The organism is Parabacteroides faecis, from assembly GCF_014647375.1.
Lineage (GTDB): Bacteria > Bacteroidota > Bacteroidia > Bacteroidales > Tannerellaceae > Parabacteroides > Parabacteroides faecis.
The window spans coordinates 166,254-185,299 of the sequence record NZ_BMPB01000017.1 but is presented as its reverse complement, the minus strand read 5'-3'; the positions used below and the strand labels follow the sequence as shown (position 1 = coordinate 185,299).

The following is a 19,046-nucleotide window of genomic DNA, read 5'->3' as shown; positions in this document are numbered from 1 at the left end:
TTCTATTTGAGGATAACGACACGGGCACTGTCTTCCAATGCGTAACTGCCGCTCAGGACAATGTGGTCGGAAGCAGAAAACAAAGGGGATACTATCTCGATACTGTCCGCTGAACTATTTCCTATGATTACGGGAATCCGGACAGCAGTGCTATCGTCTGCCAGCTTCATCACCCAATAACCGGTCAGCATCTCATCGCTTTGTACGGCTGCTTTAGGCAGAAGCCTGATTTCATTTCCGGTATGTCTGGTATCGACCAGCACTTTGACAGTCAATCCTTCAGGCAAGAAAGACGAACGAGCGTGGGCCACTACCTGCTGGACCTGCGAAGCGGTGTTCATCGTCGCCAGCGGAGTCCGGATAACAGCCTTCAAGACCGTCGCATCCGGTAATACGATCGTACAGGTCTTCCCCGGTATAATATAACGGCTTTGTTCGTAAGGCACGTTCAACTCAAAGACCAGGCTGTTCAGATCGGCAAGCGTACAAAGGGCAGTCCCTTCGGCAACGAAACTGCCTGTTTGCTGCATCACAGACGTTACGATTCCGGAGGCAGCCGCTCTGACAGCCACCATCCCCAACCTGTTTTCCTCCGGTTCACCGGACAAGGCACGGTGTTCCTTGCTTTCCAATTTGTAAAGAAGCTGACCTGCCTCTACCTTCATACCGGGTTGTACATTTACTTCAGAAATAAAGGAAGGGATAGGAGCCGTAACTATCGTTTTGTTCTGATAGACAGTCGTACCGGAAAGTACGATTTCGTTCCTGATCCTGCCGGGTGTAACATGTGTCAGCGTAACGGATGTCCGGGGCTTCTCATAGGAAGTCTCCGCATCGCCGGATGACCGCCCGCAGGCAGTCAGGCATATTGCCAGTAATAATACGATACATTTCATAAGATATGATATTTATTACCAATTCCAGTAATTAAAAATATTGATGAGTAATTGACGGTTTGTCTCCAGTAATATATATTCTTTTTCTGCTTCTATCCTGTTCCTCAGCACGGTAATATAATCGATGACAGATAATTCGCCTGCCTGCATCTCTTTCCTGTAGCCCGCAAGTACCTGCCGGTATTCCGCCAGACGGTTTTGCAGCAACCGGCACCTTTCCCCGTAGGTCTTCAGTTCCGTCAGATATTGTTGCCTGCGTAACTCCTGTTGCATATTGAAATTGTCTTTATAGAAAGCGATGCTGTTCATATGGGCACGCGCCTGCTTCTCCATCAGCCGTTTTTGTTTACCGTCATACAACGTCCATGAAAAGGTAAGCCCCGCACTCATCCCGAAATGCTTCTGCATGGAAGCAAACTCCGAGATACGCAGACCTCCGTCGACAAACAAATGGAGCTGTGGTTTATATTGTACGTTGAACGAATGCAGAGACATAAGCGTGTTCAGGCTATCCAACCGGTATTGCTCCATAAAGGCCGACGAAGCGGCAGGAAGCAGCCGTAGCGTCAAAGCCGGTTCTTCCAACAAAACCACCGCAGTATCTTTGATACCGCACAGCATATTCAAATCCATCAAATGCGTATAAAAAGATTGCCGCAAAGCGATCTCCATGTCCTGATTACTCTGCCGTTCTATCGTCACCAGCTGCAAATCCGAAAGCTTTGCCAGACCGCTTTCCGCCAGATGCCGGACAACGGCAGCCTGACGGTCGAGCAGTTGTCCGACAGAATCGGCAAAGGCTATCTGTTTACTATCCAGCAGGCAAAGAAGATACTGTTCCGTTACCACCCGCTCCAACTGATGTTGCTCCAGATGCATCTTATCGTTCAGTATCTCCGTATTCATCCGTGCTTGCTCGTCAGCTACTTTATAGGCACTGTGCCCCAGCAACGGCTGCGTCCAGGTCACTCCCGCCTGAAAATGACCACTGCTCTGTCCCAGATCATAACCATAATAATCGACCCCATCCTGCGGATTCCATTCAAAAGAAGTCTTCCCGTTATCCTTCGAGATGACAGGAACAAAGAGGTAATCTCCGTTCAGTGTTACCTTCGAACGAGTGTATAATGCTTTCAGCCGTTGTCGTTCATAAACCTCAATTTCTTTCTGATTCCTGTAATCCTGAATAAGAGGACTGTTCTCCCGCGCCGATTCCAGATAATAATCCAATGTATACGAAACCTGTTGTCCCTTTACTGAAAGCAGGCAACAACTAAGCCCCAAACCAATCAATAACGTCTTCATCTCTCGTTTTTTTGCGGCAAAACTAAGAGGGAATATTGAAGACATTTTGAAGATGACGGCGTAAGGACGCATCTACTTTACCGCGACCTGACAGGAAATGTCTGCATCTTAACTCAAATAAGCCTTGAGTTACTTGCTTTCTGACCCAATGTTCAGTATCTTTGGAAGGCGGGGAAGTTGTTGCCGACACTGTCGGCAAAATAAACGACAGTGTCGGCAAAGCTTTCGACAGTGTCAACAATATTGTCGACAGCGTCGGCAACAGATTATATAGGCAGATAAATAAGATTCGGACGCACCTTGTCTAAGATACATCCGAGGTAATAACAACTATATCAGTACTAAAATTAAGCGATTATGGGAAGAATTAAATTCGGAGTATACAAGGCCCCTAACACCAGCGGCAAGGAGCAACAGTCTTGCGCCCGGCTTATATCCAAAGGGACCATGAGAATGGAAGACGTCTGTGAATACCTCTCTGATTCGAGTACCCTCACTTCGGCAGATGTGAAAGGAGCGATCGAGGCATTGATCACTTATATCGGAAGGAATTTATCCAACGGATATTGTGTGGAACTGGAAGGATTGGGGCACTTCTCCCCTGCCCTCAAAACGTTACAGAAAACGGATGAGAAAGGCCGGACTGTCTTTTTTGCGAGGGCTGACGGGGTAAACTTCCGCTGTTCCAAACGATTGAAAACATTGGTCAACAAGGAGCGACCGATAAAAGTCAAAAGGGAAAATGTGACTTCCAACGAACAGGAAGACCGGAAAAAGAAAATGCTCAGATACCTGCAAAACAATCCGTATATCAATCTGACGGATTATGCGTCACTAAACGGTTGCAGCCGCTACCGGGCTACGGAGGATATGAAACAGTTTATGAAGGATGGAATAGTGATCAAGATGGGATACCGGACACACAGGGTGTATTCGTTGCCGCCGCAAGCAGAGGAAATATCGCCCGCATAGACAAATGTGCCGGTAGCAACCTGCGGCAGAATTCAAATTAAATAACTATATTTGCTATTTTATAAAGCAGTACAACTATGGCAATTTCAATAGACATCAGCCGCAAATTCCCGATCGGGATACAGAGTTTCAAGTCTCTGCGCGAATGCAATTATCTGTATGTTGATAAAACCGCCCTGATTTATCAATTGGTCAACAGCGGTAAGCCTTACTTTCTAAGCCGTCCACGACGGTTCGGCAAAAGCTTGCTGATATCGACTATCGAAGCCTACTTCAAAGGACAAAAGGAGTTGTTTGAAGGACTTGCCATCGAGCAGCAGGAAAAAGACTGGATCGTCTATCCGGTATTGCACATAGATTTGAATGCCGAAAAGTTCGACGCCCCCGAGCAGTTGGATGCCCTGCTCAGCAATCAGCTGACTCAATGGGAAGCAATCTACGGCCAAGGGGAGGACGAAGCAACCCTTTCCCTTCGTTTCAAGGGGGTAATACGCCGTGCCGCCGAGCAAACAAACCGCCCGGTTGTTGTCCTGATCGACGAATACGACAAGCCGCTATTACAATCGCTGCATAAAGAAGCACTCCATTCCGCCTACAAGGATACCTTGAAAGCGTTCTACGGCGTACTGAAAAGTGCCGACCAATATCTGAGATTCTATCTATTGACAGGCGTCACCAAATTCAGCCAGGTCAGCGTCTTCAGCGACCTCAACCAGCTGAACGATATAAGTATGGACAAGCGTTATAACGAGATTTGCGGCCTCACCTGGCAAGAGATAGCTGACAATTTCGAACCCGAACTGAAAGAGTTGGCCGAAGACAACGACCTCACTCCCGAAGAGACGCTCGAAACCATGACACGCCTCTATGACGGTTACCATTTCATGTTTGGACAGGAAGGCATCTTCAACCCCTTCAGCGTCTTGAATGTGTTGGATAGAAGTCAATTCGACAACTACTGGTTTAAGACCGGAACCCCGACCTTCCTCGTCGAGCTGCTGAAAAAGACAGATTATGATCTGCGTGACATCGACGGCGTACAAATGGCAGTCGATGGTTTTGCCGATTATAGAGCCGACGTACAACGTCCCATCCCGGTGATCTATCAAAGCGGTTACCTGACGATTAAAGGGTTTGATCCACGTTTCCGGCTATATACGTTAGGCTTTCCTAACGAAGAAGTAAAATACGGATTCTTGAATTTTATCGTCCCATTCTATACAGCTATCCCCTCTACCGAAAGTTCTTTCTACATTGGAAAATTTGTTCGTGAACTGGAGTCGGGGGACGTCGATGCCTTTATGGAGCGCCTGCGTGCCTTCTTTGCCGACATTCCCTACGAACTGAATGACAAGACCGAACGCCACTATCAGGCCGTCTTCTATCTCGTCTTCAAGCTTATGGGACAGTTCACGGAGGCCGAAGTGCGCAGTGCCCGCGGTCGTGCCGATGCCGTGGTGAAAACCCGCGACTACATCTACGTCTTCGAGTTCAAACTCGACGGCACCGTAGAAGAAGCCCTCCGCCAGATCGACGATAAGGGTTATCTCCTCCCTTACCAGTCCGATGGCCGCCAACTAATCAAAGTTGGTGCCAATTTCAGTGCCGAAGAGCGCAATATCGAAAACTGGACATCACAGTAATGTTGTACATAACATAAATCATAATGAAAGACTCAATAGCTTATCTACCAAAAGACAAACAGGCAGAATTGAATTTTCTGGTTAAAGAGATATTAAAAAGATTACCTCAAACTGAGTTTATTATTCTTTTTGGTAGCTATGCAAGAGGGAACTATGTGCGTCGTAGCGTAAGAATAGAAGACGGCGGCATCCCTACGGTCAAAATATCCGATTATGATATTTATGTAATAACAAGCGGCATCAACAGCAAAAAGGCGGAGACCGTTCTGGATAATGTAGAAGATATATTCTTTGCCGGAAAAGATTTTGACCGGGATACACCTGTCGAATTTATCAACGATGATATTAAGATGTTGAATAAGTATCTGGAAGAAGGACGGTATTTCTATACACAAATTAAACAGGAAGGCATCATCCTTTATAATAGTGGAAATCATAAATTAGCTCGTAGAAGAAAACTGAACTTTGCAGAGATAAAAGAACAGGCACAGGCTTATCTTGATGAAAAGTATGATAGAGCCAATAGTTTTTTAAGACAGGCTAAGTATGCGTATGAATATGAAGATTACAGAATGGAAGCTTTCTTATTACATCAAGCCTGTGAAAATTATTACTATGCCATTCGGTTGACATTTACTTTACGAAATAGCAAGCAACATAATCTTTCCAAACTCTCCTCTTCCACTAAAAGGTATTCCGAGGATTTGAAAACAGTTTTTCCACAAGACACTCCTGAAGAGAAACGTCTTTTTACTTTACTTAAGTCTGCTTATGTGGAAGCACGGTATAATCCGTACTTTGTTGTCACTAAAGAAGACATCGATGCACTTGTCCCTAAAGTGGAATTGCTTAGAGATATTACAAAGCAAATTTGTACTGCAAAGATTAAAGAGTACGAAGAGCAGGGTAATACACAATAAATACTGTCAGACAAAGATCTGGTACTTTCAGACCACAGATGTTTTGCTAACTTTGTGTAGTTCTAATTAATCAGGATTATGAATATCGAAGAGTTCAGAGAATACTGCCTTTCATTGAAAGGAGTGCATGAGAAGATGCCGTTTACGAATGTGGCGGATAAATACAGTCGGGACGTCTTGTGTTTCTATATTGCGGACAAATGGTTTTGCTTTGTGAATATCGAAATCTTTGATTTCTGTTGTATCAAATGCAACCCGGATGAATCGGGAGAACTGCAAGGACAGTATGCAGGCATTACGCCCGGATGGCACATGAACAAGAAGTATTGGATCAGTGTCCATTTCAATCAGGATGTACCGGATCAGAAGATTAAAGAGCTGGTGAAGAAATCGTATGAGATCGTAGTCGGGAGCCTGACAAAGAAAGAACGGGAGATGATAGAAGAAAGGGGTGCATGAAAGAAAAATCACACACCCCCTGCCCCCTCTCGGAGAGGGGTAAAGTTGCACTCGTCGTTACTTAAATTTCTAAATGGTCATAGTCTTATTTGTCAACAGGTTTCTGATAGAGCATTGTTTTGCCGGGTAAGGACAAAGAAGCCGGATAGGCATCGGCTGAGACAGCACGTTTGTAATTCGGCTTGTCGCTCATGACGAAATGCAGGGTTATACCGGATTGCACATCGTCGTATGTCAGATACGATTTGTTGTATTTCTTTCCGTTCACATACAATTCCTTGACGTACACGTTGTCTTTCGACCAGTTTTCGGTCGTCATGCGGATCTCTTTACCGTTGCTCATGGCAATGGTCAGTGCCTCGACGCAAGGTGAACCTACATTATATATATTACTGGACGGGGCAACCGGGTAAAAGCCTGCACAGTTGAACATATACCAGGCTGACATCTGGCCACAGTCGTCATTACCGCTCAGAGAACCGGGTTCGTTGCCATAGAAACGGTCGACTATTTCGCGTACCCATTTCTGGCATTTCCACGGCTTACCCAGGTAATTATAGAGATAAGCGACATGATGGCAAGGCTCATTGCCGTGCCAGTAACCGCCGATGCGTCCCTGAATGTCGTGGGCTCCCGGGATATCGTCCGGCAGCTCAACAGTAAAGAGTTCATCCAGCCGTTTCTCGAACAGCTTCTTTCCCGCCAGGTTGATATATCCCTGTACGTCATGCGGAACGGTCCAGGTGTACTGCATCGTAAAGCCTTCGGTGATATCGCCCCAGCCATTAACCGATCCCGGCCCCTGATAAGCAATCGGGGCAAACGGAGTACGCCAGTTTCCCTGACTGTCGCGGCCACGCATGTATTTGGTTTCCGGATCTATCAAAGTCTGATAAGAGAGGGAACGGTTCAGGAAATAGGTATAATCGTCCGTCTTTCCCAAAACCTGGGCAGCGCGGGCAATACAATAATCGTCGTAGGCATACTCCAACGTTTTGGAAACCGACTCGGCTTCTTTATCGAAGGGGACATAACCGTTACGGTCGTAATCGGGCAGGCAATCGTAATGCTTATTCATTGCGGTTGTCTTCATGGCTTCGTACGCCCGTTCGTAATCAAAACCTTTGACACCTTTCACGATCATATCGGCCAGGACGGAAACAGCATGGTAACCGATCATACACCAGGTTTCGTTGCCGTAGAAAGACCAGATCGGAAGCATGCGCTCCGTACTTTTATCGTAATGGGCGAGCATGGAGTTGGCTATATCGGCGTTCACGTCCTGATGAACCAGGTTGAACCAGGGATGCAAGGCGCGATAGGTGTCCCACAAAGAGAAAGTCGTATAATTCGTAAAGCCTTTGGCTTGTTCGATATTCTTGTCCAGACCTCTGAAACTACCGTCGGCATCCTGGAAGATAAAAGGATGCAAAGCGGCATGATAAGCAGAAGTATAGAATGTCTCTTTTGTCTTCCGGTCGGCTGTCACGCGATACTTTTCCAGTTCCTGCTCCCATAAGTCGATACCTTTTTCTTTCAGGCCGTCGAAGGTCATCCCGTTCAGTTCCTGCATATTCAGTTTGGCACCGTCGGTGCTGACTGCGGAGACAGAAGTTTTTACAATGACTTCTTCACCGGCTTCCGTTTCAAAGGAAAGACAAGCCATCAGGTTCTTTCCCCAGGCTTCGTTCGTGCTTCTGAAACGGGAGGTATTGTAAATAACCGGCTTCTTATCCTGCATGATACGGAAGTCTTTCAGCTTTTTGGAGAAGACGGCGGTGAAATAGACATGGCGCTCCGGTCCCCAGCCTTTGACCAGTTTGTAGCCGGTCAGGGTCGAATCGTTCTCAACACGAAGGTTAGACCATTCGCAGGATTGCCACAACGTATGGTTCAGGTCGATCATGATGAAAGACTTGTCCGATTTGGGATAGGTGAAACGGAACATTCCGCTGCGCAGCCCGGCTGTCATTTCGGCTTTCACATCGTAATCCTGTAACAGGACGGCATAGTAATTGGGAGAAGTCCATTCCTGGTCATGGGTATAACGCGAGCGGTAACCTTCATCGGGGTTTTCGCGGGTTCCCGGATCGAGTTTCATCTCACCGGTACCGGGAATAAACAGGAAGTCGCCCAGATCGGGGATACCCGTTCCGCTCAGATGCGTCAGGCTGAAGCCGAGGATGGAAGTATGGTTGTATTTATAACCGGCTGCCGCATCGTAATATTTAGAGTCTGTATCCGGACTGATCTGGATACCGCCGAACGGAATCTGTGCACCGGGGTAGACATTCCCGTAACCGTCTGTTCCAACCAGAGGTCTGACGTAATCTGTCAGCTTCTCACTCTGGGCTGTAGTGGTCAGAACAAAACAGGAAATAGCGAGTAAGGTATATATTCGTTGTTTCATATCTTTGCAGAAGTGAACTATCCCATAATCAAAGTAACTTGATTATTACTGGTTTATTTGCCGTCAGTTTTAACTGACGGTTTACAAGCTATTTCTCTTTTGGCTTTAGCCACATTTCTCTTAAATAGAGAGACTGTTTAAGATGGGACTAAAGTCCGAAGAGATAAACTATTTACTGATCCGTCAGCTAAAGCAGACGGCAAATAAACCTGTAATAATCAAGCCATCCTATTCATTGGATAGTTCTATTATTTCTAAATTGGCACATTGGCATATTGCCACATTAGCTTATCATTTTCTATTTATTCCTTGATTTCTTTTGAGAATGAATAAGGCGCATCCTTTTCCTCCGTACCACGGTTTTTGTTCGGAGTATCGGACATGGTGCAATTGACCGTCATACCACGCAACAGATCTTCATGGGTCAGGTAATTACGGGTGTAATTCTTGCCGTTTACCTTCATGGAAGAGATGTAGCGGTTGGCTTCATTGTTATTATTTGCATTGATCACGACCTTCTTACCGTTTTCCAGATTCAACGTTACGTTCTTGAACAACGGGGAACCAAGGATATACTGGTCAGTTCCCGGACAAACCGGATAGAAACCGAGGGCAGAGAACACATACCAGGCAGAAGTCTGTCCGTTATCTTCGTCACCACAATAGCCGTCGGGAGTTGCGAAATAAAGTTTATCCATCACCTCACGTACCCAATACTGGGCTTTCCAGGGTTCGCCGGAGTAGTTATACAGATAGATCATATGCTGTATCGGCTGGTTACCATGTGCATAGTTACCCATATTCATGATCTGCATCTCACGGATCTCGTGGATAACACCACCATAATAACTGTCATCGAACAAAGGCGGCACACTGAATACGGAATCCATCATTGCATTAAAGCCGGACTTTCCTCCCATCAGGTCGATCAATCCCTGTGGATCGTGGAAAACAGACCAGGTATAATGCCAGCTGTTACCTTCGGTGAAAGCATCCCCCCACTTCAACGGGTTGAACGGAGACTGGAATGTTCCGTCTTCATTACGGCCACGCATCAGCTTAGTTTCGGGATCGAACAAATTCTTATAGTTCATTGCATGTTTCGCAAAGATCGCAATTTCAGATTCAGGTTTACCGAGTGCCTTTCCTAATTTATAGATAGCCCAGTCATCGTAAGCATATTCCAGTGTACGAGCAGCACTTTCGTTAATCTTCACGTCATAAGGTACATACCCCAGCTTGTTATAATAGTCGAAACCCCGACGGCCGGTAGATGATACTTTCGGGTGTACATTATTAGCTCCATGTACAACAGCATCCCAAAGCGTTTCGATATCGTAACCACGCAATCCTTTCAGATACGCATCTGCTACAACTGAAGCAGAGTTGTTACCCACCATACAACCGCGATGACCGGGACTTGCCCACTCCGGAAGGAAGCCGCTTTCTTTATAAGTATTCACCAATCCTTCCTGCATCTTTGTATTCATTGACGGATATACAAGGTTCAGGAATGGGAACAAACAACGGAAGGTATCCCAAAAACCGGTATCGGTAAACATATAACCCGACAGCACTTCGCCGTTATACGGACTGTAGTGCACCACTTTTCCATTGGCATCCACTTCGTAAAAGCTACGCGGGAAAAGAACGGAACGGTACAGGCAGGAATAGAATGTACGCAGTTTGTCGATATTATCGTCATTTACCTGAATACGTCCCAGCACTTCATTCCATGTCTTGCGTCCGGCATCAACGATCTGGTCGAAAGAACGGTCACCCAGCTCTTTCAGATTCAACTCAGCCTGTTCAGGACTGATAAAAGAAGAGGCGACACGTGCATGAACGATCTCTCCGCGGCGGGTAGAAAAACCGATAATCGCACCGGTATGATCTTCCTGAGCTTCTGTTTCACCCTTACGGATTTCATTGTCCCCTACTGCTGCCTTATAAGTAAAAGGCTTATCGAACACAACAACGAAATAGTTCTTGAAATTCTCCGGAACACCACCGCTGTTACGGGTCGTATAGCCGATGATCTTATTCTCTTCCGGGATGATCTTGATATAAGAACCGCGGTCGAACGCATCGACGATCACATACGATTTATCTGTTTCGGGGAAGGTGAAGCGGAACATCGCTGCACGTTCTGTCGGAGTGATCTCCGTCACCACATCATGGTCGGCAAGGTAAACGCGGTAGTAATTCGGTTTGGCAACTTCTGCCTTATGAGAGAACCAGCTGGCACGTTTGTCCTGATCGAAAACCACCTTGCCGGTTATCGGCATAATGGCAAACTGACCGTAATCGTTGATCCAGGGACTAGGCTGATGTGTCTGTTTGAAGCCGCGGATCTTATCGGCATCATACGTATAGGCCCAGCCATCCCCCATCTTTCCGGTTTGAGGCATCCAGAAATTCATACCCCACGGCATAGCAATAGCCGGATAGGTATTTCCTGTTGACAAAGATATTTTCGACTGTGAGCCGACCAGCGGATTGACATAATCCACCAGATCAGCCTTTCCGGCAGCCTTCATCGTAAAAAGGCTGCTGCATAAGGCAATCGCTAGAATAAATAATTTCTTCATGGATAAATTTATAGAATGATGATTAGTTAGCAGATAAAGAATAAGGCTTGTCGTCGCCGGTAAATACACGTTTCTTATTCGGCGAAGATGTCATTTCAAAGGTCAGTTCTCCCCCGTTCATGATATCCTGCTGGGTGATATATCCTTTTGTGTAAGGTTTACCATTCAGCTTGACAGACTTTACATAGCGGTTCTTATCGCTTACCTTATCGGCTTTGACTTCAAATGTCTTTCCGTTCTCAAGCGAAACCTTCATATATGGAAGATAAGGAGCTCCCAAAACATATTGGTCTGTTCCCGGACAAACCGGATAGAATCCCATAGCCGACAGGATATACCAGGCCGACATCTGCCCGCAGTCGTCGTTTCCACACAGGCCGTCGATATTATTACGGTACATCTTGTTCATGATCTCACGCTGCCAGTACTGGGTTTTCCAGGGTTGGGTAGTCCAGGCATACAGGAACGGGATATGGTGGCTCGGCTCGTTACCATGAACGTAACCACCTAACAGACCTTCTTTCGTAACGTCTTCCGTTTCGGCAAAGAACTCATCCGGCAGATGCATCGTAAACAGTGAATCGAGTTTAGAGATGAAAGACTTGTCTCCCCCCATCAACCCGATCATATGATTGACATCCTGAGGAACATAGAACGAATAGTTCAGACCATTGCCTTCGATAAAACCTTCGCCATGCGTACTCAACAGATTGAAATTCTCTTTCCAGCGTCCGTCCGAATAACGGGGACGGGCGTAACCGATACTGGTGTCGAATACATTGACATAGTTCATGGCCCGTTTCTTGTAGCGATCGGCAACTTCACGATTACCTGCCAGCAGGGCGGTATTGTAAATCGTCCAGTCGTCATAGGAATACTCCAATGTCAGCGAAGCGGCACTACCGCTACGGTCGAGGGATACATATCCTTTTTCCATCAACTCTTTCGTCCCGTCGTAATAAGGGATGGTAGAGCTGCTGACCATTGCTTTCAGCACTTCATCCTTATCCAGCGGCAAGCCTTTTGCCACGGCATCAGCCAATACGGATACAGAATGATAACCGATCATACACCAGTTCTCGTTTGCCATATGGCTCCACACCGGCAATGCCTTATGTACGCTTTGTTCACAATGTTTCAGCATAGAACGGGCAATATCGGTATTCACCTGCCGCTTGATAATATTAAATAACGGGTGCAAAGCCCGATAGGTATCCCAAACAGAGAAGACCGTGTAGTTGGTAAAGTCATCTGCCTGATGAATATTACCGTCCAGGCCACGATACTGACCGTCGACATCCGTATAGACACACGGATTGATCATTGTATGATATAAAGAGGTATAGAGCATTGCCTGCTGGTCATCGGTACCTTTTGCCTCGATAATGGAAAGTTCCTTGTTCCAGGTATCCGAAGCCTTTGCCGCCAATTCGTCAAAGCTATAGCCGGATGCTTCAGCACGCAGGTTTTTCAGCGCACCATCGGTACTGACACCGGAAAGGGCAACCTTCACTTCCAACTCTTGCGAAGCAGCCGGATCGAAATCGAAATAAGCGACGATCTTCCTGCCGCCGATATCCGGGAAGTTCTCTTTCATATTGAACTTGCCGTAACCACCGCGGTAATTCACTTTCGCCTTTTCATCACAGCCGTAATGAACGACCGGCTTAGAGAAAGACATGGCAAAATAGGTGTAATTGGTCCGCGCCCAACCATTCGTTATACGATAACCGGTAACCAACGTATCATTCTCTACGCGAATATTCGTCCAGAGCACTTTCCCATCGTAATTGTAAATACCATGAATCATATCAAGAATGATACGTTGGTTACCGCTATTCTCAGCAAAAGTATATTTATGGACTCCCACCCGTTTGGTAGTAGTCAGTTGTGCCTTTACTCCATAATCGTCCAGCATCACTTCATAATAACCAGGACGGGATATTTCCGTATCGTGTGAGAAACGCGAACGATAGCCGCCATCCGGATCGGTTGCAGTTCCAGGATTCAGTTTCAGTTTACCTGTTGTAGGCATGATCAGGATATCACCCAGGTCGGAATGGCCGGTCCCGCTGAAATGCGTATGGCTGAATCCGACGATACTACTGTCTTTGTGTTGGTAACCTGCGCAATATTCGTAAGCGCGGGGTTGGTACTTACCGTCGACATTATGCGGGATCGTATCGGTATCCGGGCTTAACTGTACCAGTCCGAACGGCACACAGGCTCCCGGAAAAGTATGCCCCATCCCGTTTGTTCCGATGATCGGATTGACCAGAGATACTTTCTCCCGGGCAAATAATGTCCCTCCTGCCAACGCTACAGACAGAAATAAGGCTAAACATCTTGAAGATTTCATAAGTATGTAGTATTAATTTATTCTTTTGTCAAAAAAGCCTGATATTCATTCCACATGCTTTCAATACCGGACTCCTCGCCAAAGATGCTCTTGATCGCCTTGTCAAAACTCCAGACATCCAGGTCACGGACTGTAAGATGGAATTTACGGATAGCATCCGGATCTTTGGTTTTCAACCACTGAATAAAGAATCCGGTCGTGCGGTAGCCATCCATCCAGTTTCCACCCGGTTTACGGGTACTCATATCGAAAAAGCCGGATTCTGCCCGGACGGCATCTGCCATTCCTTCGATACATGCCCAAAATTCTTTGTTTGTAGAATATGAACCGATTCCTTTCGGCTCAAACTGGTAAGCATGAACCAGTTCGTGGAATAACACACCGCGCGTTTCAAAATCCAGTTTGTAGAGCGATTCATTCATCGACTTCTCGATATGGCGGGTGCTATATTCAATATAGATAGCAGGCGGGTTTCCGGATTTGGCAGAAACGCCGTCGTAGTCTTTCAACGTATAATGAATGGTCTGAACATCATTCATCGTATCTTTTGCAGTATAAAAAAGGATTTCCGCCACCTTGCGGGCATGATATTTTATGTAAGCATCCGGATCTTGTACCAGGTCTGCATAGATCGCTGCCCCTTTGGTATCCGGAGCAAGCACTTCAAAATCGACTTCGGGATAGTTGAAGTCTTCCCAGTCCGTTACTAAATTCTTTTCGGAGAATGAAATATCACCGATCACCAACGTATCGTTCCCGGCGGTTTCGGCTTCCAGCATATATTGTTTATAGTTAGAAGGGTTGGTTATCGGACAAAGGATTTCCTGATAACGGGAACAGAAACGCTGGTCTTTCCGTTCATCTACCACCACCCAGTTCTTTCCGTCGTAGGAACCTTTCAGCACCCAGTTCACCGGATCGTGTGCAGGTGCCTCGCCTGACGAATAAATTTTATAACTTTGGATAGGAATGCTGTATTGAGAATCAAAAACAACCCGATTCAGTTTCTCTGTTCCTGTATAATAAGTTGTAGGGTCCCCATCCGACAACTCCTTTACATTCACTGAAACCTTCTCCCTACATGCTGAAAGCAAAAAACTACCAACTACTAAAACAAATATATTTATGTAACACAACTTCTTCATAAGACAAAATAAAATCAATAAAGCATTCACTATCCAAAGAAAAAAACAACTCCCAGTTACACTTGCCCGAAAATGCCAATCGGACGAAGTGCTTTTATTCATTGTTCTGATTTATCCTGTATTCATAATAAAGCATGTATCGGGTTTCACAAATCTGAGTGCAATATTACTTTATCGTTCTTTTCCGGGGTTACTCCCGAAAAGCAAAAAAAGTGCCCTGATATACATCTGGTACATCAGGGCACTTTTTAGGTAATCCAGGACACTCACAGAGAATCAACCAATTACCCTTTATTTCGGTACTCTTTAGGTGTCTGATTATACTTGGCGGCAAACTCCCGGTAGAAATAAGATTTACTGGATATACCGACTTTATAGATAATTTCCTGTACATTCAGATTGGTTGTCACCAGCAATTGGGCAGCATAGGTGAACCGGTAATCCTTTATAAACTCAATCGGAGTAAGAGGTGATATTTTCATGAAACGGCGGTAGAGCGAACGGGTATTCATTCCCAGTTTTTCGGCAATCAGCTCCGGACGCAGATTTTCCTTATCGAGATTTTCCCTGATAAGAGTTGTTACGGCATCCATAAATTCCTTATCCTCCTGATGGACCAACTGGCCGCCGGACTGTTCATAGGCACTTTCCGGAGAATAATAATAATCTTTCAGTTCTTTCTTGCTTGTCATCAGCCTATTGACCACCGAACGAAGTACTACCGACGAGAACGGTTTCGTCAGATAAGCATCCGCACCCAGATCCAGCCCTTCCGCCTGGTCGCGTTCCGATATTCTGGCAGAAACCACAATCAACGGGATATGGCGGGTAAACTTATCCGATTTTACACGGCTGACCAGCTCCAGGCCATCTATCTCCGGCATCATAATATCCGTAATGATAAGGGCCGGCGTTTGTTGCTCCATGAAACGGAGAGCTTCTTCCACACTATATGCTTCTTCTATATTATATGTAGGAGACAACGATTCTTTGATCAGCCAGACGATATCTTTATTATCGTCCACCACCAGAATACAGGGTTTGTTATCCGGAGAAACGACTTCCGGCACCTCTGTCCCCTCATCGGTAGGGATAGATACAAGGGGAGAATCCTGTTCCTCTTTCTCCTGTTCAGTCTCTTCCTCGTCTGCTTCGAGATAAGGCAGCCGGACAATAAATTCGGCATATTTACCTTCCTCGCTCCGAACATCTATATTCCCTTGCAGGGATTGTACGATACTATGACAGATAAACAGGCCTAATCCATTCCTGGAGGTTGTTTGTGTATAATTGTTTCCATCCAGATCGCCCAATATCCGGTACCGGTCAAAGATCGTTTTCAGGTCTGTTTCCGAAATACCTTTACCCGAGTTGTAGACACGGATGATCAACGATTCATTTTCCGCAACGGCAGAGATAGATATATCCCCGGCTTCATCTGCGTATTTAAAAGCGTTGGAAACGAGATTGACCAGTATCTTCTTTAATCCGGTAGGATCTGTATTCCAGTAAAGCTGATCCGGCAGAGACAAGGTAAACTTTATCCCGTTCTGCTCGGCGATAGGCGTAAAAGATTCATACTGCCTGCGGATGATATCGGAAACAGAGATATGTTTGATACTGAAATAATTCAAACCCGCCTCTTCTATCTTACGGAAATCCAAGATTTCCTGGATCAGTTCATTCAGGCTCATAACGTTGTCCCTCAATATACGGATATACCTTTTCAACTTATTATCGGAAGTATTCTCCGCATAGGAATGGATATAATCCCCTACTCCGTTTATCAAAGTCAACGGCGTACAAAGCTCATGGGTTATATTTGCAAAGAAATTCAATTTGGCTTCATACAGTTTTTCTTTCTGTTCTTCATGGATTTTCCGGGCAACCTGTTGTTGCTTTTCCGCAATACGCCTGTTGATCCAATAAGCCAGCAAGCTAAAAAAAGCAAATAACAAAAAGATATAGATAACGATCGCCCAGGTTCCGCGATACCAGGGAGGGAGAACCTTCAGCGGTAACAGATATTCCCGTGCATTCGAGTCATAGACATCGTTCTTGTAACGCACTTTCAGGGTATAATTTCCGTAAGGCAGTTTGGTAAACGATATTTCATTATTCTTCTGTAACTCTGTCCAGTTGGTATTATAATTCTGCAACAGATAAGAATATTCATAGTTATCTCCATGAATATAATCGGTTGCCACAAAGGAGATACTGAAGGTTGAAACATCGGGAGGAATAGTGACGGGAACCGGATTTGTTTCCGTATAATCGTACAAGCTGACTGTTTCCCCTCCCATCTTCAATTCAAAAAAGTGAAGATCGGGACTATAACTCTCCAACCGGTCGTTCTGGGGATCGATCCATATCAACCCGTCGATGCCGCCAAAAAACAGACGTCCGGTATAAGGACATTTCCAATAAGCATCATCGGAAAACTCCGTGACCATCAGTTCCTGACTTCCATAATTATGGAAAAAGCTGTTATGGGGATTATACTTTGTCAGCCCCTTATTAGTACTCAACCAGATACATCCGTCCTGATCTTCCAGAATGCCGTGAATCATATCATTGCTGATACCGTCACTCCGGTCGTACTGCCAGACTTCGCAGGTTCCCGACTGGTCGCATTTCATCCGGGTCATCCCCGAACTGGCTCCCAGATAAATGGTCGAGTCGCTGCTGTAATACAAACTCAAAACATCACCGATAGCCTGATTGCCGGAATTATTCATCGACATGAAATCATACTGCCTGGTAGTCAGGTCGAAACGTGCCATCCCATACCCTCCACGGCTACCCAGATAGAGAGTCGATTTTCCATCATAATACATGGAATAAAACTCATTGCATATTTTACCGTCCTTCTCTAACAGATAAGATTGCAGGTATTTAACCGCCAGTCCGGATTTATCCTGTTCCAAAATCACCTCGATCAACCCGTCACCCGTTGTTGCCATCCATAATGTCGAATCGTTTATCTCGCAAACAGAATGGACATACCGTATCCGTGTATCGATTTTACTGGGCAACGTATGGACTTTTTCATCTTCATAGGAATAATAGGAAAGACCGGGGCCATCCGTACCGATCCAAACCAAAGGATGATACTGACTCCTGTAAAAACAATAGACCCGGTTATTGGAAAGACCGTCAGCCATCGTATAACGATCGATCTTATCTGCCGGAATCTGTTTTTTCCCGTATGAATCATAGTCTTTTATACGGATAAAACCATCCCCTTTCGTCCCGAACCATAATGTCTTATCTTCGTCCGTATAAACAGAACGGACCGGGTTACGCATCACAAAAGGTAGGTTTTCCAGAGATAATCCGTCGAAACGTTCATATTTATCATATAGCATCCGGACTCCCTGCCCATCCGTACCGATCCAGAGGATATTCTGCTTTTTGTCTTTAAACATACTGAAAACACCGATATTCAGGTCGAATGCTTCTTCCGGGAAAGCGGGTTCCAGTAACAGGCCGTTCCTGAAAACCAGATACAGCTTCGACTGGAAAGAAGCGATACGGGCTATATTTCCATATTTTTCTATCCACCCGGAAAGGTCGAACAGATACTCTTTTCTATTTTTATCTATGCTATACTGATATAATTTGTTGTCAGTATCTAGATAATAAATAATACCCTCTTCATAAAAGGCCTGACTTATCTGACCGTCATGTATTTTATTTTCCCTTATTTGTATGGTCAAAGGCAATCTGGAATAGTCAGGAACCAGTTGCTTCAGAGCTCCGTCCGAAGAGAGAAGATAAAAACCACCTTGCCCGTCAGTAAATAATATCTTTGTCGTTTCCGGGTTTATGCCTTGGGTATAAATATCCTGAAAAGCACCGGTCCGGGCAGTATGGCAGGATATAAAGTTCTTTTGACTGATAACCAATGTATTCTCCAATGAGTCGGTTGCAATTAAAACACATTCCGGATATTCCGGATATGACTCCGTTACTTTGCGGTCGCGCAGTGAGAACCTGTTCAATCCCATAGAGGTGGATATCCACAGGTATCCGGGACCACCATCCGATATCTTATTAATAATGTTACTGCAAAGGGTATATTTATTATCAGGCTCAAAACGATACACATAGGTATTTCTTCCATTAAAAAGATTCAGGCCGTCGTAAGTACCGATCCACATATAGCCATGATCGTCCTGATAAATATCGATGATTGCATTATTCGACAGATCGATATTTGCCTTATGCAACGATATCGATGCCTTTCCGTCTGAAAATATGCAGAATAAAAACGAAACGAGCACCAACAGTTTCACACCAGGAAACCATCTCACTGTCCGTTCATTATTATTGGTCCAAGTCAT

11 protein-coding genes are annotated in these 19,046 nt (G+C 45.4%); 4 read left to right on the top strand and 7 right to left on the bottom strand.

Going from position 1 to position 19,046, the window contains the following annotated elements:
- Positions 1-2: 2 nt before the first annotated feature.
- Positions 3-896, bottom strand: a complete 894-nt coding sequence (locus tag IEY67_RS22800; protein WP_183672473.1) for an efflux RND transporter periplasmic adaptor subunit — start codon at positions 894-896, stop codon at positions 3-5.
- A gap of 15 nt (positions 897-911) precedes the next feature.
- The gene (locus IEY67_RS22795; protein ID WP_183672472.1) at positions 912-2,201 is read right to left on the bottom strand and encodes a TolC family protein; all 1,290 of its coding nucleotides are present in this window, start codon (positions 2,199-2,201) and stop codon (positions 912-914) included.
- A 357-nt stretch (positions 2,202-2,558) separates the two neighbouring features.
- Here IEY67_RS22795 and IEY67_RS22790 point away from each other — a divergent pair, with 357 nt between their 5' ends.
- From IEY67_RS22790 to IEY67_RS22775, 4 genes are all read left to right on the top strand, one after another.
- The gene (locus tag IEY67_RS22790) at positions 2,559-3,173 is read left to right on the top strand and encodes an HU family DNA-binding protein (RefSeq protein WP_183672471.1); all 615 of its coding nucleotides are present in this window, start codon (positions 2,559-2,561) and stop codon (positions 3,171-3,173) included.
- Positions 3,174-3,250: 77 nt separating this feature from the next.
- Positions 3,251-4,816 (top strand): PD-(D/E)XK nuclease domain-containing ATP-binding protein, encoded by a 1,566-nt coding sequence (locus IEY67_RS22785; protein ID WP_183672470.1) that lies wholly within the window; start codon positions 3,251-3,253, stop codon positions 4,814-4,816.
- 23 nt (positions 4,817-4,839) lie between these two features.
- Positions 4,840-5,736, top strand: coding sequence for a HEPN domain-containing protein (locus IEY67_RS22780; RefSeq protein ID WP_183672469.1), 897 nt, complete (start codon positions 4,840-4,842; stop codon positions 5,734-5,736).
- 78 nt (positions 5,737-5,814) lie between these two features.
- Positions 5,815-6,195, top strand: coding sequence for an MmcQ/YjbR family DNA-binding protein (locus IEY67_RS22775; RefSeq protein ID WP_183672468.1), 381 nt, complete (start codon positions 5,815-5,817; stop codon positions 6,193-6,195).
- Positions 6,196-6,280: 85 nt separating this feature from the next.
- On the opposite strand, the gene IEY67_RS22770 is transcribed toward IEY67_RS22775, so the two are convergent.
- From IEY67_RS22770 to IEY67_RS22750, 5 genes are all read right to left on the bottom strand, one after another.
- Positions 6,281-8,605 carry a GH92 family glycosyl hydrolase gene (locus tag IEY67_RS22770; RefSeq protein ID WP_183672467.1) on the bottom strand — a complete coding sequence of 775 codons (2,325 nt, stop codon included), beginning with the start codon at positions 8,603-8,605 and terminating at the stop codon, positions 6,281-6,283.
- A gap of 302 nt (positions 8,606-8,907) precedes the next feature.
- Entirely contained in the window at positions 8,908-11,196 is a 2,289-nt protein-coding gene (locus tag IEY67_RS22765) for a GH92 family glycosyl hydrolase (RefSeq protein WP_183672466.1), read from the bottom strand.
- A gap of 22 nt (positions 11,197-11,218) precedes the next feature.
- On the bottom strand, positions 11,219-13,555 hold the full coding sequence (locus IEY67_RS22760) for a GH92 family glycosyl hydrolase (protein WP_122352144.1): 2,337 nt from the start codon (positions 13,553-13,555) through the stop codon (positions 11,219-11,221).
- A gap of 17 nt (positions 13,556-13,572) precedes the next feature.
- Positions 13,573-14,700, bottom strand: a complete 1,128-nt coding sequence (locus IEY67_RS22755; protein WP_183672465.1) for a basic secretory protein-like protein — start codon at positions 14,698-14,700, stop codon at positions 13,573-13,575.
- Between the two features lie 284 nt (positions 14,701-14,984).
- Positions 14,985-19,046 carry a hybrid sensor histidine kinase/response regulator transcription factor gene (locus IEY67_RS22750; RefSeq protein ID WP_183672464.1) on the bottom strand — a complete coding sequence of 1,354 codons (4,062 nt, stop codon included), beginning with the start codon at positions 19,044-19,046 and terminating at the stop codon, positions 14,985-14,987.